25 protein-coding genes are annotated in these 23,627 nt (G+C 44.2%); 13 read left to right on the top strand and 12 right to left on the bottom strand.

What is annotated here, in order from left to right:
• Positions 1-3: 3 nt before the first annotated feature.
• On the bottom strand, positions 4-177 hold the full coding sequence (locus tag AK965_RS07590) for an RNA helicase (RefSeq protein WP_099079047.1): 174 nt from the start codon (positions 175-177) through the stop codon (positions 4-6).
• Between the two features lie 249 nt (positions 178-426).
• On the opposite strand from AK965_RS07590, the gene AK965_RS07585 reads away from it, so the two are divergent.
• On the top strand, positions 427-1,287 hold the full coding sequence (locus AK965_RS07585) for a DUF6279 family lipoprotein (protein ID WP_099079046.1): 861 nt from the start codon (positions 427-429) through the stop codon (positions 1,285-1,287).
• A gap of 195 nt (positions 1,288-1,482) precedes the next feature.
• A complete protein-coding gene (pepT, locus tag AK965_RS07580; protein WP_099079045.1) occupies positions 1,483-2,712 on the top strand; it encodes a peptidase T in 1,230 nt (409 codons plus the stop codon).
• Between the two features lie 83 nt (positions 2,713-2,795).
• Here pepT and AK965_RS07575 read toward each other — a convergent pair whose 3' ends face one another.
• The gene (locus AK965_RS07575) at positions 2,796-3,254 is read right to left on the bottom strand and encodes a dCMP deaminase family protein (protein WP_099079044.1); all 459 of its coding nucleotides are present in this window, start codon (positions 3,252-3,254) and stop codon (positions 2,796-2,798) included.
• 347 nt (positions 3,255-3,601) lie between these two features.
• Between AK965_RS07575 and vmeY the strand changes: the two genes are divergently transcribed.
• Positions 3,602-4,729: a multidrug efflux RND transporter periplasmic adaptor subunit VmeY gene (gene vmeY, locus AK965_RS07570; protein ID WP_099079043.1), complete on the top strand. Its 1,128-nt coding sequence runs from the start codon at positions 3,602-3,604 to the stop codon at positions 4,727-4,729.
• Between the two features lie 8 nt (positions 4,730-4,737).
• The gene (gene vmeZ / locus AK965_RS07565; RefSeq protein WP_099079042.1) at positions 4,738-7,890 is read left to right on the top strand and encodes a multidrug efflux RND transporter permease subunit VmeZ; all 3,153 of its coding nucleotides are present in this window, start codon (positions 4,738-4,740) and stop codon (positions 7,888-7,890) included.
• Between the two features lie 97 nt (positions 7,891-7,987).
• On the opposite strand, the gene AK965_RS07560 is transcribed toward vmeZ, so the two are convergent.
• Positions 7,988-9,757 carry a methyl-accepting chemotaxis protein gene (locus tag AK965_RS07560; protein WP_099079041.1) on the bottom strand — a complete coding sequence of 590 codons (1,770 nt, stop codon included), beginning with the start codon at positions 9,755-9,757 and terminating at the stop codon, positions 7,988-7,990.
• Positions 9,758-9,826: 69 nt separating this feature from the next.
• Positions 9,827-10,240, bottom strand: a complete 414-nt coding sequence (gene arfB, locus AK965_RS07555; protein ID WP_099079040.1) for an alternative ribosome rescue aminoacyl-tRNA hydrolase ArfB — start codon at positions 10,238-10,240, stop codon at positions 9,827-9,829.
• 75 nt (positions 10,241-10,315) lie between these two features.
• On the opposite strand from arfB, the gene AK965_RS07550 reads away from it, so the two are divergent.
• On the top strand, positions 10,316-10,915 hold the full coding sequence (locus tag AK965_RS07550) for a beta-phosphoglucomutase family hydrolase (protein WP_099079039.1): 600 nt from the start codon (positions 10,316-10,318) through the stop codon (positions 10,913-10,915).
• Positions 10,916-11,232: 317 nt separating this feature from the next.
• Here AK965_RS07550 and AK965_RS07545 read toward each other — a convergent pair whose 3' ends face one another.
• Together AK965_RS07545 and AK965_RS07540 are read right to left on the bottom strand one after the other, a co-directional pair.
• Positions 11,233-11,706: an FKBP-type peptidyl-prolyl cis-trans isomerase gene (locus AK965_RS07545; protein ID WP_099079038.1), complete on the bottom strand. Its 474-nt coding sequence runs from the start codon at positions 11,704-11,706 to the stop codon at positions 11,233-11,235.
• A gap of 14 nt (positions 11,707-11,720) precedes the next feature.
• Positions 11,721-12,353, bottom strand: a complete 633-nt coding sequence (locus AK965_RS07540) for a thiol:disulfide interchange protein DsbA/DsbL (protein WP_099079037.1) — start codon at positions 12,351-12,353, stop codon at positions 11,721-11,723.
• A 265-nt stretch (positions 12,354-12,618) separates the two neighbouring features.
• Here AK965_RS07540 and AK965_RS07535 point away from each other — a divergent pair, with 265 nt between their 5' ends.
• Positions 12,619-13,242 (top strand): OmpA family protein, encoded by a 624-nt coding sequence (locus AK965_RS07535; RefSeq protein ID WP_099079036.1) that lies wholly within the window; start codon positions 12,619-12,621, stop codon positions 13,240-13,242.
• Between the two features lie 102 nt (positions 13,243-13,344).
• On the opposite strand, the gene AK965_RS07530 is transcribed toward AK965_RS07535, so the two are convergent.
• The 4 genes from AK965_RS07530 to AK965_RS07515 form a co-directional block, all read right to left on the bottom strand.
• On the bottom strand, positions 13,345-13,704 hold the full coding sequence (locus AK965_RS07530) for a glutaredoxin (RefSeq protein ID WP_099079035.1): 360 nt from the start codon (positions 13,702-13,704) through the stop codon (positions 13,345-13,347).
• Positions 13,705-13,816: 112 nt separating this feature from the next.
• A complete protein-coding gene (locus AK965_RS07525; protein ID WP_099079034.1) occupies positions 13,817-14,359 on the bottom strand; it encodes a hypothetical protein in 543 nt (180 codons plus the stop codon).
• Entirely contained in the window at positions 14,346-14,891 is a 546-nt protein-coding gene (locus AK965_RS07520) for a YaeQ family protein (protein WP_099079033.1), read from the bottom strand. The genes AK965_RS07525 and AK965_RS07520 overlap by 14 nt, the downstream gene beginning before the upstream one ends.
• A gap of 74 nt (positions 14,892-14,965) precedes the next feature.
• Complete coding sequence (locus AK965_RS07515) at positions 14,966-15,175, bottom strand: cold-shock protein (RefSeq protein WP_005375625.1); 210 nt, start codon at positions 15,173-15,175, stop codon at positions 14,966-14,968.
• A 370-nt stretch (positions 15,176-15,545) separates the two neighbouring features.
• Between AK965_RS07515 and AK965_RS07510 the strand changes: the two genes are divergently transcribed.
• On the top strand, positions 15,546-15,806 hold the full coding sequence (locus AK965_RS07510) for an alternative ribosome-rescue factor A (RefSeq protein WP_099079032.1): 261 nt from the start codon (positions 15,546-15,548) through the stop codon (positions 15,804-15,806).
• A 22-nt stretch (positions 15,807-15,828) separates the two neighbouring features.
• Here the strand turns inward: AK965_RS07510 and AK965_RS07505 are convergent, their stop codons facing one another.
• Entirely contained in the window at positions 15,829-16,992 is a 1,164-nt protein-coding gene (locus AK965_RS07505; RefSeq protein WP_099079031.1) for a threonine/serine exporter ThrE family protein, read from the bottom strand.
• 317 nt (positions 16,993-17,309) lie between these two features.
• Here AK965_RS07505 and AK965_RS07500 point away from each other — a divergent pair, with 317 nt between their 5' ends.
• The 6 genes from AK965_RS07500 to AK965_RS20425 all read left to right on the top strand — a co-directional run bounded on the left by AK965_RS07500 (position 17,310) and on the right by AK965_RS20425 (position 22,811).
• Entirely contained in the window at positions 17,310-18,056 is a 747-nt protein-coding gene (locus tag AK965_RS07500; RefSeq protein WP_099079098.1) for an outer membrane lipoprotein-sorting protein, read from the top strand.
• Positions 18,057-18,097: 41 nt separating this feature from the next.
• On the top strand, positions 18,098-19,327 hold the full coding sequence (locus AK965_RS07495; RefSeq protein WP_099079030.1) for an ABC transporter permease: 1,230 nt from the start codon (positions 18,098-18,100) through the stop codon (positions 19,325-19,327).
• A complete protein-coding gene (locus tag AK965_RS07490; RefSeq protein WP_099079029.1) occupies positions 19,317-20,552 on the top strand; it encodes an FtsX-like permease family protein in 1,236 nt (411 codons plus the stop codon). The genes AK965_RS07495 and AK965_RS07490 overlap by 11 nt, the downstream gene beginning before the upstream one ends.
• Positions 20,552-21,265, top strand: coding sequence for an ABC transporter ATP-binding protein (locus AK965_RS07485; protein ID WP_099079028.1), 714 nt, complete (start codon positions 20,552-20,554; stop codon positions 21,263-21,265). Before AK965_RS07490 ends, AK965_RS07485 begins: the two co-directional genes overlap by 1 nt.
• Before the next feature lie 58 nt (positions 21,266-21,323).
• Positions 21,324-22,475 (top strand): hypothetical protein, encoded by a 1,152-nt coding sequence (locus tag AK965_RS07480; protein ID WP_099079097.1) that lies wholly within the window; start codon positions 21,324-21,326, stop codon positions 22,473-22,475.
• A 114-nt stretch (positions 22,476-22,589) separates the two neighbouring features.
• The gene (locus AK965_RS20425; protein WP_172438098.1) at positions 22,590-22,811 is read left to right on the top strand and encodes a hypothetical protein; all 222 of its coding nucleotides are present in this window, start codon (positions 22,590-22,592) and stop codon (positions 22,809-22,811) included.
• Positions 22,812-22,955: 144 nt separating this feature from the next.
• On the opposite strand, the gene AK965_RS07475 is transcribed toward AK965_RS20425, so the two are convergent.
• The gene (locus AK965_RS07475) at positions 22,956-23,570 is read right to left on the bottom strand and encodes an HAD family hydrolase (RefSeq protein WP_099079027.1); all 615 of its coding nucleotides are present in this window, start codon (positions 23,568-23,570) and stop codon (positions 22,956-22,958) included.
• Between the last annotated feature and the right edge of the window lie 57 nt (positions 23,571-23,627).

Raw genomic sequence — 23,627 nt, 5'->3', positions numbered from 1 at the left:
TTTTTATTTGTCTGGGCGAATGGAATACAAATCATTGTTGTGTTTTCCGCACTCTAAATAGTAATGGAGTGCCGCTTTTTTATCTTGAGCGACCACTTTCATACTGTGCATTCTCCCCTGTTCAAAGTAGAGGATTTCGTACTCTACGCTCGTATCAAGTTGCTCTGCAGCAGACATGCTACGCCTCCTTAACCAACATTTATTTTATCAGGCAAAATTAGTGCCATTTATCACATGGCATTTAGTTTAAATTGCGAGCTAAAATGTGCCCTAATCCACTTTTTTGCCGATAATTGTGATCAGAAAGCTAATTTTAAACTCTATATACTAAAAGGGTGGCAATGATCCGTTGCCCGAAGGGGGTAAGTTTGCCGCTTACAGATTGAGTATAGAACTTAATCGCGAGAAAGGGAGTGTGTAAGTGCCATGAAATTACAGTATTTTTCTAATAAAGTCGGTCGTTATGGCATAATTTTGATGTCTATTCTATTGTTCGTTGGCTGCACAAAGAAATTTTTTTACAGCAACATTGATTGGATTGTCATTGAATATTTAGACAACTATGTCTCTCTTGACGCTGAACAGGAGTCGTTACTGGAAGAGCGAATTTTGTTATTGGCAGATTGGCATAAGAAAGAGGAGTTACCAGTCTATATTGAGCACTTGAAGTCGTTAGAAGTGATACGGAAAAGAGAGGTCACGTTTGATGTGCTGCAAAAAAATCGCGACATGGTACGAGCTCATTACCAACGCCTTGTTTCCAAAGCGGCACCAGACCTTTTCTCCCTCAGCATGCAGCTCACTGAAAAGCAGCAACGAGAGTTTCTTGATAGTGTTAAAGAACGATATGAAGAAAAAGATAATAAATATGCGGGTAAGCCGGAGCAGGAATTAAGAAAAATGGTGCTCGATAATACGGAGGAGTGGATGGAAGAGTGGATAGGGGCATTGTCTAGTGAACAAAGAGCGCGAGCAAAACAACTTTCTGAAGAGGTTCTCATTAATAGCCAATTATGGCGTAACTACCGCTCTTCAATATATCAAGAACTTAAATATCTTTTTGATAATAAATCCAACCGTTCTGTTTATCAGCAAGTCTTCATGCAGTTATTGTTCGAACCGGAAAGTTATTATAGTGAACAATTGAGTAAGAATATTAATCATAATATCGCGCTCACCAATGAATTCACATTGGATATATCTAACTCGATGAGTGATAAGCAGTGGAAATATTTTCATAATAAAGTAAGAGAATGGCGCGAGTTAGCGGAAGAGTTAATGGACTGAATTATTTACAGGGTCCAATAGTTTATAATGATTCATTGTGTTCATATCTACCTTGTGAGCTTTCTATACAAAAAATGATTCAAAGCAATTTCTTATTATGCTATGAGCGTAACATGCATGGAGAAAAATGTTAGATAGGCTCATCGTAATACACTGAACAGCGATAGCCTTTACGCCAAAACAATGAGAATTATTATGAAGCATTTAGTTGACCGATTTCTTCGCTACGTCACGTTCGATACCCAATCAAATCCCAATGAAACCGTCTGCCCTAGTAGCCCTGGTCAATCGGTGTTTGCGGAATATTTAAAGAAAGAAATGTTAGAGCTTGGGCTTAGTAGTGTCACGCTCACTGATAACGGCTATCTAATGGCAAAGCTACCATCCAATGTTGACTATGATGTTCCGGCTATTGGTTTCATTGCCCATATGGATACTGCGCCAGATGCTTCTGGGAAAAATGTCACTCCCCAGTTTATAGAAGATTACCATGGCGGTGATATTGCGTTAGGTTTAGGGAATGAAGTGTTATCACCAGTGCAATATCCTGATTTGCATGAGTTACATGGTCACAATCTCATCACCACTGATGGTACGACATTGCTCGGCGCAGATAACAAAGCTGGCATTGCTGAAATTCTATCGGCTATCGCTATGTTGATTGAAAACCCAAGCATCCCACACGGCGATATTTGTGTCGGTTTTACCCCAGATGAAGAGATTGGCCGTGGTGCAGATTTATTTGATGTGGAGAAGTTTGGTGCGAAGTGGGCTTACACTGTCGATGGTGGACCACAAGGTGAGTTGCAATACGAAAACTTCAATGCAGCAAGCGCCGATGTGATTTTTCACGGCGTGAGCGTTCACCCAGGCACAGCAAAAGGTAAATTGGTTAACGCAATGAATTTGGCCGCCAAATTCCAAGTGCAAATGCCAGAAGATCAAACACCAGAGGCGACAGAAGGTTACGAAGGTTTCTTCCACCTCAAATCGGGTGAACTTGGTGTCGCTCGTAGTGAACTAGGCTACATCATCCGCGATTTTGACCGTGAAGGTTTGGAAAGCCGTAAAGCCTTCATACAGAAGCTTGTGGATGAGATGAATGCAGAGCTAAAACACGGTTCGGTTGAATTGAAGCTAACAGATAACTATTACAACATGCGTGAAATGGTTGAGCCGTATCCACACATCATCGATTTAGCGAAACAAGCAATGGAAGCATGTGATGTGGAACCGCTCATTAAGCCTATTCGAGGTGGCACAGATGGTGCGCGTCTGTCGTTTATGGGCTTGCCTTGTCCGAACATTTTCACTGGTGGTTATAACTTTCATGGTATCCACGAGTTTATCTCGGTTGAGATGATGGAAAAATCGGTACAAGTTATTGTGAAAATTGCTGAATTGACGGCGACAAAACAAGCTTAACGAGCTTGAGACAAGTAATAAGGCCCAGACATTGTCTGGGCCTTATTACTTTCTAGTCATTGTTTTCTTTGTCAATGATTTGATTAACGGACGTCATTGTCTTCAATCTTATCAATTGGTAACCAGTCAACTTCGACGCCTGCTTGGTCGAACATGTCTTGGCTTACTTGTATCTTATCTGCCCAGCGAGATAAGAAGTCTTCTGATTGTTCCGGGCAATGCACGCGAGAGATCCCCGTTTGGATTATTTTTGCGGCACAGTTTGGGCAAGGGAAGTGCGTAACCCAAATATCACAGCCATCCAAATCACGTTTAGAAAAGAGAATTGCGTTCTCTTCCGCATGTAATGTTTTTAGGTACTTGAGTTCCCGTTCGTCCGTATCCACACTGTCAGAAACGCCATGAGGGTAGCCGTTAAAGCCGACGGAAACAATTCGGTTCTGATTAGTGATCACGGCACCAACTTGTGTCGATGGGTCTTTACTCCAAGAGGCAACCAATTCGGCCATTTGGTAAAAACGTTTCGCCCATTTAGAAATCATACTTATCCTCTCGGTCGAAGGCTTTGAATTAGCTGAATGATAACGTATTTTTTTTAAAAAAATAGGCAAATCGCACTATGTGGAAGAGAAGTTTGCATTTTTTAAAACTTCCGAATCACGCTTAGTATCAAAACTGCTACCTCTACAGTGGAAATTACATCAGTTTCACACTGTAGCAAGAGCCTGTTTCCAAACTATTTGGCTTATAGTATCGCCAATTTATAAGTTGTTTATCTGCCTTACACTTTGATACATTTTCCTTTGATTATCTTGAAGTTTTCGGACAAATACCCCTGTATGGTTAAGGTATTTTCAAACGAATCCTGTTCCATAAAGACGGTAAATACATGCAAAAGAAACCACTCGTCGCACTAATGGCGGCAACAGCTATCCTCGCGGGTTGCGGAGAAGCAAATAATGCCCAGAAGGGGTCGCAAGCTCCTCTTGTTGTGACGCAGGATGTCACAATTATTGACTACCAACCGAGTAAGTCTTACATCGGTCGCATTGAAGCTTTAGAAGATACGAATATCACGGCACAAGTCTCCGGCTATCTTGAAGCTCGTCATTTTGACGAAGGTCAGATGGTGGAGAAAGGGCAATTGTTGTACTCCATCGAACCTTCTTCTTTTGCAGCGCAAGTGGCGAGTGCAAAAGCGGCGCTAGCTCAAGCAAAAGCAGCCCTAAAGAAAGCGGAACTCGACCACCAACGTGGCAAGAATTTGTTGCCACGTGGCAGTATCTCTCAATCTGAATTCGACGCCTTGACGGCTACGTTGCTTGGTGCTCGCGCAGAGCTTGAGGCGGCAAACGCTCAGCTCAAGCTTGCAGAAGTAAACCTTTCTTACACCCAAATCCGCGCACCATTTAGCGGTCGTATCAGTGACAGTAAAGTGAGTACCGGTGATCTGCTTTCGCCATCTTCTGGCATTCTGACCACGCTAGTGAGCCTAGACCCAGTACATACTTCATTCAGCGTGAGTGAGCGTGAACGTTTGTCCCTAGGTATGGATGGCATTAAAGGTGACGGCAGTGCAGAGTCGAGCAGTGTCGAGGTGCAGTTAGAGCTAGAAAACGGCGAATACTATACGCATTTAGGACAGTTAGATTTCTTGGGCAACCGAATTAATACCCAAACCGGGACGATTGCGATGCGAGCGCTGGTACCAAACCCAGAACAGCAGCTTCTTCCTGGCCAGCATATTAAAGTCAATTTGCGTGATAAGAATGCGAAAGATGTGCTCGTAGTTCCTCGTCGCGCAGTTCAAACGGATCTTGAAGGTAACTTCGTGATGGTGATGGCTGAGGGCAATATCGCAGAGCGCCGCAATGTTAAATTGGGCTCTCAGGTAGATCAAGGCATCATCATTAGTGAGGGTCTAAAGAAGGATGAAACGGTGATTACGCAGGGTCTACAACGTGTACGTAACGGGGTAGAAGTGCGAGTTCAATCTCCTGACCAAGATAAGAAGTAGGAGGGGCAATGTTAAGTCGTTTCTTTATTCAAAGACCGAAATTCGCACTGGTTATCTCGATCATATTGACGTTGGCAGGAGCCATCTCTTTAGCGATCTTGCCGGTTGCTGAATATCCAAAAATCAGTCCGCCATCGGTGAGTGTGACGGCATTCTACACAGGTGCAAGCGCTGAGGTGGTGGAGCAAGCGATAGCTGACCCAATAGAAACCTCGGTGAACGGCGTAGAAAACATGATCTACATGTCTTCAAAGAGTGCCAATGATGGTTCTTACAGCCTGAACGTAACCTTCGATGTGGGCACTGATCCAGACATGGCTCAGGTTAACGTGCAAAACCGTGTCTCACAAATTGAGTCAAAATTGCCTCAAGAAGTGCGCATGGTAGGTGTTACGGTTAAAAAGCGTTCTCCGGACTTGTTGATGGTTCTGAACTTCTACTCACCAGACGGTAAGTACGATGATAAATTCCTCATCAACTACATCAACCTGAACGTAAAAGACCAGTTGGCGCGCGTCAAAGGTATCAGTGAAGTTAACGTGATCGGTGGTGGTGAATACGCGATGCGTGTTTGGTTAGACCCAGAAAAAATGGCTAACCTGAACCTTACTACGACAGATGTTTACTCAGCATTGGCGGAGCAAAACGTGCAGGTCGCGGCTGGTCGTATCGGAGCTGCGCCGTACAATAACCCTCAAGAAGTTCAGTTCAACCTAGTGACCAAAGGTCGTCTAGAAGGCGTGAGCGAGTTTGAGGATGTGGTGCTTCGCGCCAATCCAGATGGCTCTACCGTTTATCTAAAAGACGTTGCACGAGTTGAGCTTGGTAAGAAGTTCTACGACGGTAACGGCAAGTTCCGTGGTCAAGATGCGTCTATCGTAGCGCTGTCACTTCAGTCAGATGCAAACGCATTGGAAAGTGGTCAAGCGGTAATGGCGTTGCTCGATCGTTTAAGCTCCAACTTCCCAGAAGGCATGGCTTACGAAACCAGTTACGATACAACCGTGTTCGTTGCAGAATCGATCAAGGGCGTAGTGAAGACGCTGATTGAAGCGATCTTGCTTGTAATCGCGGTGACGTATCTGTTCTTAGGCAGTGCGCGAGCAACCTTGATCCCAGTTGTCGCGATTCCTGTTTCGCTTATCGGTACGTTCGCCATCATGCAGGCAACGGGCTTTACCATAAATACGGTAACCCTGTTCGGCTTGATCCTCGCCATCGGTATCGTAGTAGATGATGCGATTCTGGTTATCGAGAACGTGGATACCACCATGGCGAAAGATCCAACCATTTCTCCGCGTAAAGCAACGTTGCTAGCGATGAAAGAGGTAACGGGCCCAATCATTACCTCGACATTGGTTCTTTTGGCGGTATTCCTACCTGTAGCCATGTTGCCGGGAATTACCGGCATCATGTATCGTCAGTTTGCATTGACGATCTGTATCTCGGTAATGATTTCATCTATCAACGCGCTAACGCTGTCTCCAGCATTGTGTTCGTTGGTGTTGAAGCAGGGCGGTGGCAACACGGCAAGTTGGTTCCAAGCATTCAACCGTGGTCTTGAACGCGTCACAACGCGCTATGGTCAAATCGCGGGCTTTCTAGTGAAGAAGTCGTTGCTAGTGGTTACCTTTTTCTTCGTAGCGGTAGCGGCAGTCACTTTCTTCGCGAAAACAACCTCAACCGCATTCGTACCTCAAGAAGACAAAGGCATCTTGTTGGTGAACGTTCAGCTTCCGGATTCTGCATCACTGTCTCGAACTGAGGAAGTAACCAATAAGCTGATGAAAATGGTTGAACAAGAGCCAGGAGTCGATGGTGTCACGGTGGCGAATGGTTACTCATTCATGACAGGTGCAGCAGCATCGAACGGTGCGTCTCTGTTCATCAAACTGCATGACTGGGATATGCGTAATGGACTAGACGGCGAGCACGCAGCAAATGCGATTGCGAACCGTATTAATGGTCGTGCGGCGATGGAACTGCCACAAGCGATTGTATTCGCTATGGGGCCACCGGCAGTACCTGGTATGGGCGCGGCATCGGGGTTCGAGTTCGTACTAGAGGATACGTTAGGTCGTAGCCGTACTGATTTGTCGATGGTAATGGGTGAGATGATTCAGGCGGCAAACCAAGCGCCAGAAATTGCTTACACCTTCAGTACTTTCCGTGCAAACGTACCACACTACTATGTCGATATTGACCGTGAGAAAGCGCAGCAGTTGGGTATACCACTGTCGTCTATCTTCCAAACATTACAAGGTAATCTTGGCTCACTGTACGTGAACGACTTTACCATGTTTGGTAAGAACTTCCGCGTCACCATGCAAGCGGACAGTGAGCACCGTAGTAGCATGGGAGATCTGGCGCGTTTCCACGTGCGTTCTTCAAGCGGCGATATGGTGCCACTAAGTACACTAGTCAGCTATGAGCAAGTGTTTGAACCCGATGTCGCATGGCGATACAACATGTACCGCAGCGCGATCATTCAAGGTCAACCAGCGCCGGGTTACTCAAGTGGTGACGCAATTTCAGCAATGGAACGTGTTGCGGCTGAAGTGCTACCGCAAGGTTACACGTACGAATGGTCGGGCATGGCTTACCAAGAAGTACTGGCAGGTAACCAAGCCATTTTCGCGTTTGCATTGGCGTTGATCTTTATTTACCTGTTCATGGTGGCGCAGTATGAGAGTTGGAGTATTCCTCTGGCGATCATCCTAGTGGTGCCAGTGGCGACGTTAGGTTCCTTCCTCGCATTGAACTTGACTGGAACACCGCTCAACTTGTACGCACAGATAGGGCTTGTTCTGCTTATAGCGCTCGCGGCGAAGAACGCAATCCTGATTGTAGAATTCGCCAAGCAAGAGCGTGAAGAGAAAGAGGACGAAATTAACAGTGCAGCGGTACAAGGTGGTAAGCTTCGTTTCCGTGCCGTAAACATGACATCTTGGTCATTTATCTTAGGTATCTTTCCATTGATCTTCGCGTCAGGCGCAGGTCATGTGAGCCAGAACTCACTGGGTATCTCCCTCATTGGTGGTCTGCTCTGCGTACTTCTTGCTGGTACTTTCCTGATTCCGAGCTTCTATGCTATGGTGCAGAGAAAACGTGAGAAGATCCACGGTGGTAGCACTAAGCTGATTCCTCTGGATGATGAATAAGTATTGAGTCTACCCATAAAGAAAAGCCCGAAGCATGTGAATGCTTCGGGCTTTTTATTCTCAATTGCTGTCTCTATATCAGATTGGCTAAATCGAACTACACATTACGGGTCTTAAATACGGCAACCGCATTATCCATCTCTTGAGCTTGCGTGGAGACAGAGTTCACTTCATGCAAACACTCTTGCGCAGACTGCATATTGGTTTCTGAAATAACGTTCAATTCGGTGATGGAATCACTCACTTGGTTCATCACAATGCCTTGCTCTTCGATCGCAGAAGCAATACGTTCTGAGTTACCTTGGATGGCGTGCATGTCGGCAATGATTTGCTGCAGACTCGAATCCAGTTGTTCAGATGCTTGCAGAGTTTGTTGACCCTGATCGTTGCATTGGTCGATATCCGCAACCACCATCGACATCTGAGACTGAATGTCAGAGACCACATGCGTGATATCTTCCGTTGATTGATGAGTGCGGCTTGCTAATGCTCGAACTTCATCTGCGACAACCGCAAAGCCACGCCCTTGCTCGCCTGCTCGTGCCGCTTCGATCGCTGCATTTAGCGCAAGAAGATTGGTTTGCTCAGCAATATCTTGGATGATGTTAACTGCGCCACCAATTTTGTCTACGTGCACATTCAAAGAGCGAATGGATTGCTGGCTATTGGAAAGAATGCTCGTCAGTTGACCAACGTTTTTTACCGTTGTTTCAACCACGTCGCGACCTTGTTCAGCGTTGTTTGCGGCTTGATGGACGCCTTCGACTGCCACAGAGGTGCTCTCTGAAATTTCACCAATGGTTGCGACCATTTGCTGAACCGCCGTAGCCATTGAAGAGGTGTGATCGGTTTGAGTATTAAACTGTTCTATTACCCCCTCAAGTTCACGATGCATGTTATCTGTACTTGCAGACAGCTGAGTTGACTTCTCTTTCGTATCATGAATAAGGCACTCTAGCTTATTGAGTAAATCATTTAGGTGATGACTGATGTCTCCTAACTCGTCTTTACCTGTTAATTCTGAGCGTAAGCTAATATTGTTACTCACACTGATATTTTGGATAGTGTTTAACAAAACACTGACGCGATTGTTAATTGATCGGGAGATTTGCCAGATAAGTACAACAAGCACAAGTAACACGATGGCCGTGAGTGCTTGTTTGATGATCGCCATTTGTGAATTGCGCTGCTCTGTGGCAGTGCCGATCAAAGAAGAGAAAGTTTTAAACTGTGCTTCTACCGTATGCGATAGGGAGCGAGTTTTGCCGAGCAATCCTTCTTTGTAACTCACACCAATGATTTGTTTTTGTGCTGCGACCTGTTTGGCACTATCCAACAATCCTGCAGCAGATAAACCTTGTAATAAGTTAGCATTCACCTCACCAGATTTGACGGCTGAATCGAACTCAATAAGAGCAAGAAACTGCGGATGAGTGGCACTTTGCTTAGCACGTAGCAATTGTTGTTGGTAATTGCCGATCAAGCCGCTGTCATTGTCGAGTCCGTAACGTTTATATGCTGTGGCTAGGTCTTGAAATCCACCATGGTAAGACAATAAGTCTTGCTTGAATGGCTGACTAGAAGGGAGTTCATAATGGGTTAGGATGTCAGCTAATTCTTTTTCTAAGCCAAGGAAGAGTTCCACATTCGCTTCAAATTTGTCGAGATATTTGAGGTCATTGCGAAGGAGGAAATCTTTCTCATTGCGTCGTAAATTGAGAAGTTGAATCTCCAAGTCACTGACGAGTTTAATCGCATGGTTTAATTCATTGGTCTGTTTGGCAAAGTTTGCTGACAACCCCAACAGAGCCACGATACCCAAAATGGCGATAGTGCCGAGAGAGTACAATTTTTGTCTAATAGTCATTTTTACATCCTGAATAATTGACCAAGGTAAGGAAACCATAGCCGGTCCCAATGCTAGATCTGACGTTTGCTAATGCAGCACTTTTTGGCGTTGCTGCTTTTTTGTCGCTTGCTTGTTTTTACTATCAAGCCTACGACGTTGTGAAGCACGAGTAGGTTTGGTTTTAATACGCTTTTTCTCTTGTCGGGCGGCTGATTGGATCAACGCTTGTAATCGATTAAGTGCGTCTTCTTTATTTTGCTCTTGTGTCCGAAACTGCTGCGCTTTGATGATAATCACCCCTTCCTTCGATATCCGGCTGTCAGAAAGTGCAAGTAATCGCTCTTTATAAAAGTCCGGGAGTGTAGAATGATGTACGTCAAAGCGCAGATGTATCGCAGACGATACCTTATTAACGTTTTGCCCACCATTTCCTTGAGCTCGGATGGGAGATAATTGAATTTCCCAGTCCTGAATTGTGACAGAGTTAGAAATTTTGAGCATAATTACTAGGCGCCATAAGAATTGTTGCGATGGATGATAAATTACCATCAGTGGTATATAAATAGAAGAATAGAGATGAACACAATAGATTTTAGTGCTTATAAGGGACTAATTTTCGATATGGACGGGACGTTGATTGACACTATGCCTGCCCATATGGCTGCATGGCAAGCGACGGCAGACCGATTTAATTTCCCATTTCATCAAGATTGGTTACATAGCCTAGGTGGTATGCCAAGCTTTAAAATTGTGAGTGAAGTGAACCGTGAACATGGCTTATCTCTCGATCCAAAAATCGTATCACGTTTTAAAATGGATACGTTTGCGGAAATGGAGGAGCACGGTGAAATTATCTCATGTACAAATATCGTGTTAGAAAGTTTTTTAGGTAATAAGAAAATCGCAGTAGGCACAGGCAGCCAACGCGATTGCGCTTTGCGCTTACTCGCGAAGGCAGGTATTCTGAGTAAACTTGATGCCGTTGTTACCGCTACGGATGTAGAAAGACATAAACCGTTCCCTGACACATTTTTATTGGCTGCAGAGCAATTGTGTTTAGGCGCTGATGAATGCGTTGTATTTGAGGATACAGAGTTAGGTAAGCAAGCTGCTCATGCCGCGGGAATGGATTGTGTAATGGTGGAAAGCGGCAAGTTAATTTTCCACCCGAAATAATTAAAAATAGAATAAACAAAGGATGCCGTTTAAAATTAAACGGTATTCTTTATTGTTTCATATGACGGTATCTCGATGATTTAAACTAGCCCTAAGAAGTAAGAAGATGATACTGGAAACACCAGTGTTCTTAACGACTCGCAAAGGCAATCAAACTCGCTTTAATTTGGCATTTTAAAATAAAATGGTGCTAGGCGTTGCAGCTGGCCGATACGAAGATGAAATGACGATAAGTTTGATTGCTTACTAGGTTTGGCTTGGTCTTTAGAAACTGGCAATAAAAACGCCGCAATCAATGCGGCGTTTTTGTTAGGCGATTATTGGATTTCCAACAGTTCAATATCAAAGATCAAGACGCTTGCTGGTGGGATTGGCCCCGTTCCGTTCTTACCGTAGCCAAGTGTGCTCGGTACGAATAGGCGGATTTTCTCACCCACGACCATATACTGCACACCTTCTTGCCAGCCTTTGATCACTTGATTAAGGCCAAATGAGATTGGCTCACCACGGTTTACCGAACTGTCAAAGACGGTCCCGTCGATAAGCGTACCATGGTAATGTACTTTTACTTTGCTGTTTGCCGTAGGGTGCAAGTCGCCAGTCCCTTTTTCTAGAACCAGATACTGAAGGCCGCTTTCAGTGGTAATGACGCCTTCTTTTTTACTGTTTTCTAGCAGGAATGCTTGACCCTTAGTAAAGTTTTCGTCAGCAACTTGGTGGTTTGTCCAAGTACGGTAAATGAAAAAACCAGCCAATATAAAAATAATTAGAGGAAACAGAAATTTAGACACATTTACTCCTTGTGTTATTTCGGTTGTTTAAGCAAATAGTTAATGGTTTCAGCCATCGCTTCGACAGTTTCATGTCCACCAGTGATCACTTGGTATTTACCATTGACGATAAAAGCAGGAACAGAATTGACCTGGCCATTAGTTGTGATTTCTTCCGCTTTTACAATATATTCAAACAGTTTGTCTTGCTGTGTCTTGTCGAGCTGATAAGGGCTGATGAGGTTACGAGATTCAAATGCTTGCTCTACCGCTGCTTGGCGTTCGTCTGCCGTCGCGTCTGCACTCATTTGAACGGCAGCGAAAAGATCCTCCATGAACGCTTTATCCGGGGTACCGTCAAGCTGCATTACTGCCGTATAGTAGATAATCGCACTGATTTGAGCGGTTTCATTAAATGTCACGTGTAGTTTTTCCACTTTTTGATCAGTGAGTGATTCGATTTGAGGGACGAAATCTTCCATTGAACGACAATGGCCGCAATTAAGAGAGAATACTTCACTCAGTGGCGCTAGGTTGTATTCTGCAAGAGAAACTGGCAATACCTCGAACTGCTTACCTTGTTGTGGCTGAGAATTGCCGTCATCACAAGCAGACAATGCCACGGTAGCGGCAACTAAGGCAAAAGCTTTGAAAATGGTTTTGAACATAATAACACTCTGAATATAACAGTGGAGGTTAGTTTATCGGTTAATGTGATCAACGAAAACTATTAATACGACTTGTTACACAATTGAATAATGTTTAGTTGAAACATTATCTAGGCGCACTGCCTCATTAGAGAAAGCATAGTGAGAAGCCGACGTTTGTCATTGGCATGATAGCTGCTAGAGAATAGGGAGCAAATGACTAATCATGTTAAAGTAATAACATGTTTGGTCGACATATAAGAATCTATCCTACGTTGGTATCGCTATGAAGCATTGGTTTTTGGTTATTTGTGGCATCTTAGCTGGTTGTGGCAGCATAAATTCAGAAATGGTTCCGGGGGGTAATATGTTAGATACCGCGCCTAGAACGAACTCGGAGTTGATGCACCCAGAGTGGGGATACGTGGCAACACCCTACGTAGCATCAAATTGCGAGGTTCAACCCCGAACGACTCCCCAAGAAATGACGCAAGGTGCGACATCGTTAGAAATGTTCTTGAATCGACATCATATCGCTTATGAAGCGGTCAGTGGCGAGCACTTAATGGTGCGTTTAAAAGAGCAGGTTCATTTTCAAACGGGGTCTGCCCAACTTTCGCTGCAATCACAAGATTGGATTCGAAACCTTGGTCATTACTTAGCCGGAAGAAGCGACATAGACGTCGTGATTGATGGTCACACAGACAGCACTGGTCGTGCGATTTTTAATGACAGCTTGTCAGAAAAACGTGCTGAGGAAGTTGAAAAGCAATTGTTGGCGACAAACTTACCGCGTCAGCGTATTTTTTCTCGAGGGTTTGGTGAGTATGTTCCGCAGTGCAGTAACGCGACCTCTACAGGAAAAGCGTGTAACCGCCGTGTTGAACTCATGCTGATTGTTGGGCAGTAGCGAGTAATGTCTAATTCAAAGTATCTTGAACATTGAAAACAGAAAATAGAAAAGAGGCATCGGTAGGTGCCTCTTTTATATCCGCTAATGTTCTAGGGGGAACTAGGAAAATTCTTTTTCAATATAAGTGATGATATCAGAAGACTCATAAAGCCACTGTGTTTGGCCATCTTTTTCAATACGAAGACAAGGAACTTGTATTCGACCGCCACCTTGTTCAAGCTCCGTACGATGCGTTGGGTTGTTTTTAGCATCGCGCAGTTCGATATTGACAGATTGACGTTTCATCGTACGACGGACTTTTACGCAGAATGGACAAGCTTCAAATTGGTAAAGTGAATATTGCTTGGCTTTTTCGTCTATATCTCTCTGTGCGTCTTCAGAGCGTTGAATGCCTCGAGGAGAGAAAACCGCATTGAGCAATAAAATGATTTTTCCCAAAATCCAACGGATAAACTTCATAATGATCCCTTGCTGTTCAGTAGATGAGTGTCCTTATAGCTATGCAACGAGTAATGGTGCTGCACAGAAAGCGTAGTCTATCAGTTGTTTCCCTTTGACAAAACCATGGTTTTTATAGGGAAAAAAGCCGTTTTAGCCAGCCTAATATTCCTTTAGACGGAGCTGAATTTGCTTCCTTCCCTAAGTAGAAACTATGCATTAGATCGGCTCGAAATGCATCCAAATCTATACGTTTGATGATCAGTTCATGGTGCAATGTATGTTGAGTTTGCTCTGCATGGTCATGCGCTAGACTGAAATCCATATTTAGATAGCCTTGAGTGTATAGCCACATATGGGTGATAAGGGTAAGATCTTCCGCAGACTGGTTGGTAAACTTGTCTGCGTGCTCATCGCCCAAAGTATTGCTGAGTACTTGCTGCATCTGCTGGGAAGTGGTCGCGCTTTTTTCATACTGTGCGCTGGCTTCAATATGTGATTTGGTCAGCAGGCCTAACAAGTGTAGGGCAGGGGCGGTATCTGGCTTGTTTTCACATACCTTAGTGAACAAAGGCGCTTGCTCATTTGTCCAACGTCGCCTTGCCGCTTTGTGCTGTTCCATAAAGGGGATGTTCTTAAACCCCATATCTTGGATCAGCTGATTAAGAAGGGTCATGACTTTGCAACTCCTTAACCGTCACTTCGACATGCTGTTCGTTTAAATCAACAAAAATGGAAGAGCCGGTAATCATCACTGAAAGGCTAGAGCCTCGTTCAAGGTGTTGTGAAATAACGTCGATAGCGTCGTAGTCAAAGCTCGCCACGTTAACAGGTAGCATGCCAAACTTGCCCGCCATCTTCTCCCACCAGACAGATGCTTTGGTGTTGTAAGTATAGACTTTAACGTTCTTTGCTAAACGCGTTGCTTTTTTTACTCGTTCAGGTTCTGGTTCACCTATCTCAATCCAGTGCGTAATGCTTTGGTCAGCTTCAACGCACCATAAATCGGGCTCTTCAGTTGTTGAAAGTCCTTTAGTGAACGCCAAATTGTCTTGCGCATTTAGGCAGTATGCAAAAATACGTGCAAGCATACGCTGCGGTTTTTCTGAAGGGTGGAGGGCAATGGTCAGGTTTTTTGAATCGTAATAATCGTTGTTCATATCGGAAATAGCGATACGAAACTTGTAAATTGTCGGTTTAAGAGCCATGGGAAATATCAACAAATTGTAGGCAAAAAAATAGCCAGCTAATTAGCTGGCCATCATATCAAATTCTTTAAAAATTAAAGTACTTTGATTTGCTCTGCTTGAGGACCTTTTTGGCCTTGAGAGATCACGAATTCTACTTTCTGACCTTCAACAAGCGTACGGAAGCCGTCACCAGTGATTGCAGAGAAGTGTGCGAATACGTCAGGACCGTTTTCTTGTTGAATGAAACCAAAGCCTTTAGTTTCGTTGAACCACTTAACTGTACCAGTAGCTGTGTTAGACATATCTAATATCCTAAATATCTAATTTTTTGTGTAATCTTTCGCCTATTCGGCGCTTATAGCGTGGAAAAAATAAATTGCTATTGCGTACCACAGGACGGCGGAATCACAAGTAATCCAACGAAATGTGCAAACAAAGAACTTTCTTTCTAGCCGCAATCGAGTCTAGGTTAAATACGATGAGAGTCAACAGATATTAATGTTGAACGAACAAATATTTGTATTTTGTCACTTTTTACTCTGTATATTTTTGATGGAATTTCAAATAAATGGCGGGTTTGTGAACTTTTGTAGCAAAGCTTGGCATGAGTTCAATGGGTTTGACTAATTTGATGATTTATTATTCATGTGGTTGGACCATTAAGGAGGCTCTATGAAAAGCAAGTTGCCCGATCCTCTGGCAAATGAAATGGCGCAAGATTTTGAATCTGGCAGAGGTGAAATTAAAGACAACACGTTGAATGCCGTTGTTACTAGCCCATTATTTAGGAGGAGAGTGGTGAAAATTAAAAAAGGAAAAGGCAGTTTTTCCAGAAAAGAGAAGCATCGAGGTAAAGAGTCCTATTCAAAATGCTCATTAATGTGGATTTTGAATAGGTTTCTTATTTTATCCCCAAGTAAGCTAGCATCTTGAAGTCACTTGGGAATACCCATCGTTATCGCTCAATTTGCGGCGAATAAATGGAATAGGCAGTAATTTGCCCGGCAACAATGGCAGAAAACATAAACAGAGCGGACAGACCAATACTTGGGATCGGTAGGATGGATTGCTCGAATACGGATTGTCCAGCACTGACCAGAACGCGACTGCCAGGTACGAGTATAATAATCCCTTGTATGATATAGATTGAACCGGTCAGTTCCATCTTTTTGGCGATCCAAGTACCATACAAAGTTATAAGAACGGTGGTTACCCAAGTTCCCACCACCCAACCGCTGTCAAAGCCGAGGTAGAGTGGCCCCCACATACCGAGTACTGCAACAGGCAGACCAAGCAAAATATCCACTGGTCGAGCGTTAAATATCACGCCTAAGCAGGCGGAGATGAAGAACAGTCCCCCGACGTGCATCCATGTTGGAACCTCATTGATATAGTCAATAGATTGTGCCTGTCCCCAGATAGATTCACCAATATTGAGCCCAATGGTGATGCCAACAAACAGCTTAATCAATGATAACGCGCACTGCCCCAATAAACTCGTGCCAGAAACCAAGTCGTTAAATGCCAAACATTCTAGCGCATTTGCAATGGATAAGCCTGGCACGAACAAAACAATAGTCGCAATACATAATGCCCAAACGGGTATCGGCAAGCCTGTGCTTGATAGGTAGGCAACAATGATCCCTGTAAATAACGCGGCAACAAATTCTACCGCAATTGCACGACGATCACGGCAAACTTGCTGACAACCCCAAACCATTAAGCCAAGCAAAAACGCAAAGCCAATTGCTTCTAAGGTACTGCCAACCAACATTAAATATGCGGCCGGAATGCCCATATTTGCAAGAGCAATGATCCAATTTGAGTATGCGGGTGGTTCATGAACGGGTTCTCTGCTGGGTTGGCTAATTTGAATGATGGTATTTGCGAGTAAGCTAAGGTTGATTGAAGCTGGCTTCAAACGCTTAAGAACGACAGCGTTGTTGTCATCGGGAAACTGGTAGTTAATCGCCGTTGGCGTGGCTTGAATCATGACATCGACACCATGCTTTTGTGCATAGTGCTGAGTGTATTTCTCTACTTTATACGGAGCACATCCGCTTCTGTGTAGTGTGTCGCCAATCTCGACGATCTTATTAATTCTGTATTGGGAAGGCATAATCTGAGCGATAAAAATAATAGGGCCAAAATTGCGAGTAAACTAACAAACCTAAGCGAACTGAGCGAACCTTCAATGTGTTTTTGATTTGGTTTTGTGGACTGTGTCAGGCGTTTCTCACCTAGGTGCCCTATGCGCAATCGGTGACGATAGATATCTCACGCGAAGCGTAATGTTTTGAGGTTCAATCAGCTTGATTAGAATTTGACTTCAACCTCGTACGACTATGCACATCACTTGCTATACTCATTTGAACTCAATGTTTTTGTTGTTATTTCTTGCTGCTTACTCATTAGCATTTGGCACTGAGGATGGTTATGCGTAAAACGGTTGTCTTTCTAATAAGTTGGTTTTGTTCTTTGACAGTTTACGCAGAAACTGCGTTTGAGATTGTCAAGAAATCCGATCTCGCGATGCGAGGAGATGCCAGTTACAGTGAAGCGACGATGGACATTATTCGTCCAGACTGGACTCGATCTATGAGCATGAAAAGTTGGACTAAAGGAACCGAACTTTCTCTGGTTTTAGTGACTGCTCCAGCGAAAGACAAGGGCAGTGCATCACTAAAGCGTCAGAGAGAGATGTGGAATTGGGTACCAAGTATCGAGCGCGTGATCAAAATTGCACCGTCCATGCTGAGTCAATCTTGGATGGGATCCGATTTCACAAATGATGATTTAATTAATCAGTCTTCTATCGTTGTTGACTATCAGCATGAACTCAAGAGAAAAGACAGTTTTGATGGCGATGCCGTTTGGGTAATAGAAGCGGTTGCGAATCCCGATGCGCCCGTAGTCTGGAGTAAGATAACATTATGGATATCAACATCGACATACTTACAGCGTAAAGTTGACTTTTATGATGAGTTCGATGAGTTGGTCAACGTGATGACAACGTACGACGTGAAGCTGTTAGGGGGGCGAAAGTTAGCAACGCGGATGGAGATGCAACCCGTGGATGAACCGGGAAATAAAACAGTGCTAACGACTCATCAGGCTCAGTTTGATTTCGAGATAGATGATGGCTTCTTCTCTCAGCAGCAAATGAAATCATTACGTGATTGACGGAGTGATACGTTATCAACCAAGAGGAGGGGTAGAAAGCAATGCTGATAAAGCTGGCGTGGCGGAATTTATGGCGACAAAAGCGCAGAACTCTGTTGACTGCTTCTGCCTTAGCACTAGTGTTGTTTCTGTCTCTCATCACCCGAGCGTTCCAAGAAGGGAGTTATACTTCTACTATACAAAATACCGCCAAATTTTATAGCGGCTTAGTGCAACTGCAACATCCCGAGTTTGGAGAGTCGTCGAGCATAGATGATGTGCTACCACAAAGTGACGATTTCATCTCCTTCGCTCGAGGTAACGAAAATATCGATGTGATCTTACCTCGGGTGGAATCTGTTGCATTGGCCGCAAATGGCGAACGATCCAAAGGCGTGATGGTTTTGGGCGTCGATCCTGCCGCAGAAAATCATTACTCTCGCATCAGTGATAAAATTGTTGCAGGTGGCTTCATTTCTTCAGGTCAACCGTCTGTGTTAGTTGGTGGTGGCCTAGCCCAGTATTTACAGCTTAAGGTTGGAGATGAACTAGTGCTTTATGGGGCGGGTTATCGAGGTCAAACGGCCGCTGGGCTGTATAACGTTGCTGGGATACTTCATTTCCCTCTACAGCAGCTTGACTCGCAACTGGTTTATATGCCACTTGATGTCGCTCAAACCCTCTATTCTCTCAATGATCAAGTGACAGCGTGGGTATTGAACACAAAAAGTTTGCACACGTTACCTGAGACGGTTTACCAACTCCAACGAAGTTATGGTGAGGATGTGGCGGTGAAAGATTGGCAAGCACTCTCTCCGGAAATGGCACAGCAGATCGCGTTAGATAAAGCTGGCGGGATATTCTTGATCTATATCTTGTATGGGATGGTGGGGTTTGGTCTATTTGCCACCATCCTGATGACAACTTTAGAGCGTCAGCGTGAGTTTGCCGTTATGCTCGCAACAGGTATGTTACGTTCAAAATTGGTTGCGTTGTTGGTCATTGAATCAACGTTTATTTCCGTCATTGGTATTGTCATCGGGCTTTTGATAAGTGCACCTGTGTTGGGTTATTTTTATTTTAATCCCATTGAAATCACAGGCGATGCGGCGCAGTTGATGCGTGAGAGTGGCTTTGAACCGATAGTCCCTGTGCTGCTTGAGCCCCGTTTATTGATCGACCAGATCATAGTGGTATTAGTCATTGTGTTGTTGTGTTTGCTGTACCCAATCTCACGTTTGCTTCGTTTACCTGTTGCAAGCGCACTAAAAGGGGGCATGCATGCTAGTTAAATTGGCTTGGCGAAATTTGTGGCGCAATAAACTGAGAACGTCGATTATGTTGGGTGCGATGGTTTTTGGTCTAATGGGCGTTGTTGCGATGATGGGCTTTATGAATGGCATCGTTGATAGCATGATAAAAAATGCCATTTCATGGCAAACAAGCCATCTGCAAGTTCACCAAAAGTCTTATTTGAATAACCCCGAACTCAAAGCCATCATCCCTGATTCCCCTTCATTAACGAGAGATTTACTCAGGCAACCAGAAGTAGCCGCTATTTCGGCTCGCTTTCTAGTTGATGGGATGATCGCATCTGCACGAAGCACGCGTGGGGTGCGCATTAACGGTATTCATATTGAGCAAGAACACCGGATCACACCATTAGCCAAACACATCACTGAAGGGGAGTGGCTCAATGAAGAGGGACGTAATCCGATTTTAGTGTCCGCCAAAACGATGCAGCGATTGAATCTGCGTGTGGGTTCTAAGGTGATTTTAACGCTATCTGATGTTCATGGTGATGTTGCAGGTGCGGCATTTCGCGTAAGAGGTGTGTTCAAAACGCCTTCAAACACTTTTGATGAGGGAAACGTCTATGTGCGAAAAGCCGATTTAGAGAAACTGGCTGGCCTTTCCGGCGCACATGAAATTGCTATTCTTTTAAATTCCAATCAAAGCGATGTATTGAAGGTCGCAGAGTTTTTTGTTCGAGAGACTTTTCCTAAATCTGCATCGCACACACTAACGGTAAGATCATGGTCTGAAATTCAACCATTGCTTTCTACCATGATGAGCTCTATGGATATCTCTAACCAGGTAACGTTGGTGGTTTTTGTCCTCGCGATGACACTCGGCATTATCAATATTATGTTGATGTCGGTGTTTGAGCGAACGCGAGAGTTCGGTGTGTTAATGGCGGTAGGAATGCAAAAGCATAAGATCCGAACGTTGATCATATTAGAGACCCTGTTTCTTGGTTTGACGGGGTGTGCGCTTGGTTTATTTGGTAGTGTCGTGATGCTTAAAGTACTTAGTGTGACAGGCTTGTCGTTGGGTGGACTCGCGGAGGGATTAGGTGCTTATGGCGTGGATACCCTGCTGTATCCACGAGTTTCATTGTCGGATTATCAAATGATCATTATGGCAATTTTCATTGCGAGTCTCATTGCTGCCTTGTATCCGGCTCGACAAATTTTGAAGCATCAACCTGTAGATGCGATGGCGGAGAAAATTTAATGACCATTAAACTCAAGAAGTTGACGAAGACGTATAATCCAAACAGCGATTTTCCGGTTCATGCTGTCAAAGCCGTCAATCTGGAAATTAAGCAGGGCGAGTTTGTGGCCATAATGGGGCCGTCAGGTTCAGGAAAAACAACCTTGTTAAACATGATTGGTGGTATTGATTCGCCCACCTCTGGAACCGTTGAAATTGATGGCTGCTTCATCTCGGAGATGTCTGAAAAAGAATTGATCGCCTATCGCCGCGATAACATCGGCTTTATCTTTCAAGACTACAGTTTGTTGCCAGTATTGACAGCGTTAGAGAATGTAGAGTTTGTGATGCAATTGCAGGGGAAAACGGAGCGAGAATGCCGAGAACGTGCCAGTTCGTTGCTTGAACAAGTGGGACTGGCGGCCCAGATGAACAAGGTGCCAGGGAAAATGTCAGGCGGTCAGCAGCAGCGAGTTGCCGTTGCACGAGCGCTTGCTCCCAAACCTCGCTTTGTCATGGCCGATGAGCCGACCGCTAACCTCGATGCCAAAAGTACTGCTGAGCTGCTTGATATCATGGAGCAATTGAGTGAGCAAGAAGGGACAACGTTTATCTTCTCTACTCACGATACGAGAGTAATTAAACGCGCACACCGTATCATTGTTTTTGAAGATGGACGATTAGTGCGAGATTTCAGCAATATCGAAAGTGCATCTGAGAGAACTCATGCATAAAGATAAGAAGAGCAATCACTGTCGCTATGACCAAGGGGTGTTTAATTATACGTTAATTATGCCGTTGTTGGTGTTTTTCTCGACTCAATTATTGGCGAATGTGCCAGGCTTAGAACCGAAAAAGCAATGGGACTTGGACGGTTATATCAAATACATGGCAACCTATGCGCTTCCTGACAATCAAACGAATACTCTGGACCATTTAGTTCATAATCGCATCAACGTTGAGTATCGATTTTCCTCCGATTGGCGTGTCAATATTGGGATGAGAAACCGTGTCTTGTGGGGAGATGCGGCAGATTTTCCCCTCTATGCAGATTTAGTTTCACTAGATAACGGCTATTTTGATCTGAGTAAGAATTGGCGTGAAGATGGCGTTATATTTAACACGCAACTTGATCGCTTCAATATTTCTTGGCAACGAGAGGACTGGGGTGCGAGAGTGGGACGGTTTCGGGTCAATTGGTCAATGAACACGGTCTGGAACCCGAATGACATCTACAATGCATATTCAATTTATGACTTTGATTATGAAGAGCGAGCTGGCACAGATGCCATTATGGGCAGCTACCACCTTGGCTTCGCAGATGGGGTGGAACTGGTGTTCGCACCTGCTAGAAGATCTGGGCAGGACAGCACGGCTTTACGTTATTTCGCCAATCAATCGGGTTGGGACTATCAAATGATTGTTGGACGATCGCGCTTGGACTATGTGCTCGGATTCGGTTTTTCGACGGATATATATGATGCAGGGCTCCGCGGTGAGCTTAGTTGGTTTGACCCAGTTGACTCTAACTATCAGGGGACACCCACACAGAAAACGGCGGTAGCAAGCGTTGAAACTGATTATAGCTTCGGTGGGCAAAGAAGTTGGTTAGGCCGTTTCGCGTGGTTGTACATTTCAGAGCCGCAAGAAGTGACCAGTGCGCTCACGTACCTCAATCTCCCATTGGATGCCAAAACGTTAAGCTTCACCCATCATACTTGGTACAGTGATCTCAGCTTCGATCTTACGCCACTGAATCGTCTTACATTGTCGGCTAGCTATTATGATGATCATTCCTATTTTGTTGGGCTATCGAGCAGCTACTCTTTGGCAAATGATTGGCAATTGTTGACCGTTATCCAGAATTTCGGTGGAAGCCGTAACAGTGTTTTTGGCGAAGAGCCGACAACCTTGTTATTTGCCAATATTAAATACAGTTTTTAAATTAGATCATAATGCTTAATTTAGGAGGGAGGAGCATTTTCTAAATGCAATGCCTCGTTTTTGCAGTAATGTCAGAAGCATATATTTAATATTAACCTAAATGTCGTTACATTAATGGCTCATCGTTGTCAGGAGTTTATGGATGAACCTTACGATATCTGGGAAGTTGCAGTTCAGTTTTGTGTTGCTAGCGGTACTTTTTTAGTCTCAGCGGCATTTACTTATCGAAACATCAACACGGTAGATCAGCATGCATCGCCCTTGCTGGTTTCCGATTTACCTACTGTCGATAACTTCGTTAACTTTTCGTTTCAAAGTAAGTTGATTGTAGAATAACTACTTATCGAAAGTTTAAGCTTTGTTCTCTAGCGTTTTTCCTGAGCTGACTATTATCACTTACTTATTGTGATTGGTATAACGTTTAGCAAATGCGACTTAAGCGGAATTAAGTCAGAAAGGAGCATCTTAGTGCTCTTTTTTTCATGTTATCTGTAAAGATTCAAAGCAGGCGAGTAAGTCGCTCAATTCATTAAATGCGATGGAAGCAGAATCATTGAATGTTACGTCATCCCCATGATGAATGAGGCAAGAGGGCATTTGTGCGTTATAGGCTACTTGTAGATCATATAAATAGTCACCGACATAAAGAACCTCATGAGGAAGTAAGCGCCACTCTTTCGCCAACATTTGCAGTGATAATGGATCGGGCTTAGGTGGAAAACACTCACGCGTAATAACCCGTTCCACAGCGATTTGATTGTGTTCTAATTTTCGCTGTGTTGCGATTTGACAGTTACGCGTGACGATGGCGGTTTTGATTTTGTTTCGATGTAAGTGTGCTAACAGCTCATGACAGCCAAGCATCGGGGAAGACAGCTTCGCGTCAGAAACCTCATAATCAAATATCACATTATGAGCATGCTCACGATGGTGAGGATGCTCGAGAGCATCGATAAAATCCAACAAGTCTTCGCTTTGTGGGCAACCGAGTTGGCGACGTAACTCACCGAAGTTCATGCCGGAGCTCACCAAGGTGTTATCTAAATCAAACACAACGGCTTTAATTTTGTCGAGCTGTAAAGGGAATGGAATCATAATGACCTCGTACAACGTGACCGAACTATCGTTTTAAAAAACAAAGGGTTATTGTTA

It is taken from the genome of Vibrio sp. PID17_43 (genome assembly GCF_002608565.1).
In the GTDB taxonomy this organism is placed as follows: domain Bacteria; phylum Pseudomonadota; class Gammaproteobacteria; order Enterobacterales; family Vibrionaceae; genus Vibrio.
This window is presented reverse-complemented; position numbering and strand designations above follow the sequence as displayed.

What these genes read in the sequence shown, in the direction of transcription:
- AK965_RS07590 (WP_099079047.1), bottom strand. Translation starts at nt 177, where the DNA reads ATGTCTGCTGCAGAGCAACTTGATACGAGCGTAGAGTACGAAATCCTC.
- AK965_RS07585 (WP_099079046.1), top strand. Translation starts at nt 427, where the DNA reads ATGAAATTACAGTATTTTTCTAATAAAGTCGGTCGTTATGGCATAATT.
- pepT (WP_099079045.1), top strand. Translation starts at nt 1,483, where the DNA reads ATGAAGCATTTAGTTGACCGATTTCTTCGCTACGTCACGTTCGATACC.
- AK965_RS07575 (WP_099079044.1), bottom strand. Translation starts at nt 3,254, where the DNA reads ATGATTTCTAAATGGGCGAAACGTTTTTACCAAATGGCCGAATTGGTT.
- vmeY (WP_099079043.1), top strand. Translation starts at nt 3,602, where the DNA reads ATGCAAAAGAAACCACTCGTCGCACTAATGGCGGCAACAGCTATCCTC.
- vmeZ (WP_099079042.1), top strand. Translation starts at nt 4,738, where the DNA reads ATGTTAAGTCGTTTCTTTATTCAAAGACCGAAATTCGCACTGGTTATC.
- AK965_RS07560 (WP_099079041.1), bottom strand. Translation starts at nt 9,757, where the DNA reads ATGACTATTAGACAAAAATTGTACTCTCTCGGCACTATCGCCATTTTG.
- arfB (WP_099079040.1), bottom strand. Translation starts at nt 10,240, where the DNA reads ATGCTCAAAATTTCTAACTCTGTCACAATTCAGGACTGGGAAATTCAA.
- AK965_RS07550 (WP_099079039.1), top strand. Translation starts at nt 10,316, where the DNA reads ATGAACACAATAGATTTTAGTGCTTATAAGGGACTAATTTTCGATATG.
- AK965_RS07540 (WP_099079037.1), bottom strand. Translation starts at nt 12,353, where the DNA reads ATGTTCAAAACCATTTTCAAAGCTTTTGCCTTAGTTGCCGCTACCGTG.
- AK965_RS07535 (WP_099079036.1), top strand. Translation starts at nt 12,619, where the DNA reads ATGAAGCATTGGTTTTTGGTTATTTGTGGCATCTTAGCTGGTTGTGGC.
- AK965_RS07530 (WP_099079035.1), bottom strand. Translation starts at nt 13,704, where the DNA reads ATGAAGTTTATCCGTTGGATTTTGGGAAAAATCATTTTATTGCTCAAT.
- AK965_RS07525 (WP_099079034.1), bottom strand. Translation starts at nt 14,359, where the DNA reads ATGACCCTTCTTAATCAGCTGATCCAAGATATGGGGTTTAAGAACATC.
- AK965_RS07520 (WP_099079033.1), bottom strand. Translation starts at nt 14,891, where the DNA reads ATGGCTCTTAAACCGACAATTTACAAGTTTCGTATCGCTATTTCCGAT.
- AK965_RS07515 (WP_005375625.1), bottom strand. Translation starts at nt 15,175, where the DNA reads ATGTCTAACACAGCTACTGGTACAGTTAAGTGGTTCAACGAAACTAAA.
- AK965_RS07510 (WP_099079032.1), top strand. Translation starts at nt 15,546, where the DNA reads ATGAAAAGCAAGTTGCCCGATCCTCTGGCAAATGAAATGGCGCAAGAT.
- AK965_RS07505 (WP_099079031.1), bottom strand. Translation starts at nt 16,992, where the DNA reads ATGCCTTCCCAATACAGAATTAATAAGATCGTCGAGATTGGCGACACA.
- AK965_RS07500 (WP_099079098.1), top strand. Translation starts at nt 17,310, where the DNA reads ATGCGTAAAACGGTTGTCTTTCTAATAAGTTGGTTTTGTTCTTTGACA.
- AK965_RS07495 (WP_099079030.1), top strand. Translation starts at nt 18,098, where the DNA reads ATGCTGATAAAGCTGGCGTGGCGGAATTTATGGCGACAAAAGCGCAGA.
- AK965_RS07490 (WP_099079029.1), top strand. Translation starts at nt 19,317, where the DNA reads ATGCTAGTTAAATTGGCTTGGCGAAATTTGTGGCGCAATAAACTGAGA.
- AK965_RS07485 (WP_099079028.1), top strand. Translation starts at nt 20,552, where the DNA reads ATGACCATTAAACTCAAGAAGTTGACGAAGACGTATAATCCAAACAGC.
- AK965_RS07480 (WP_099079097.1), top strand. Translation starts at nt 21,324, where the DNA reads ATGCCGTTGTTGGTGTTTTTCTCGACTCAATTATTGGCGAATGTGCCA.
- AK965_RS20425 (WP_172438098.1), top strand. Translation starts at nt 22,590, where the DNA reads ATGGCTCATCGTTGTCAGGAGTTTATGGATGAACCTTACGATATCTGG.
- AK965_RS07475 (WP_099079027.1), bottom strand. Translation starts at nt 23,570, where the DNA reads ATGATTCCATTCCCTTTACAGCTCGACAAAATTAAAGCCGTTGTGTTT.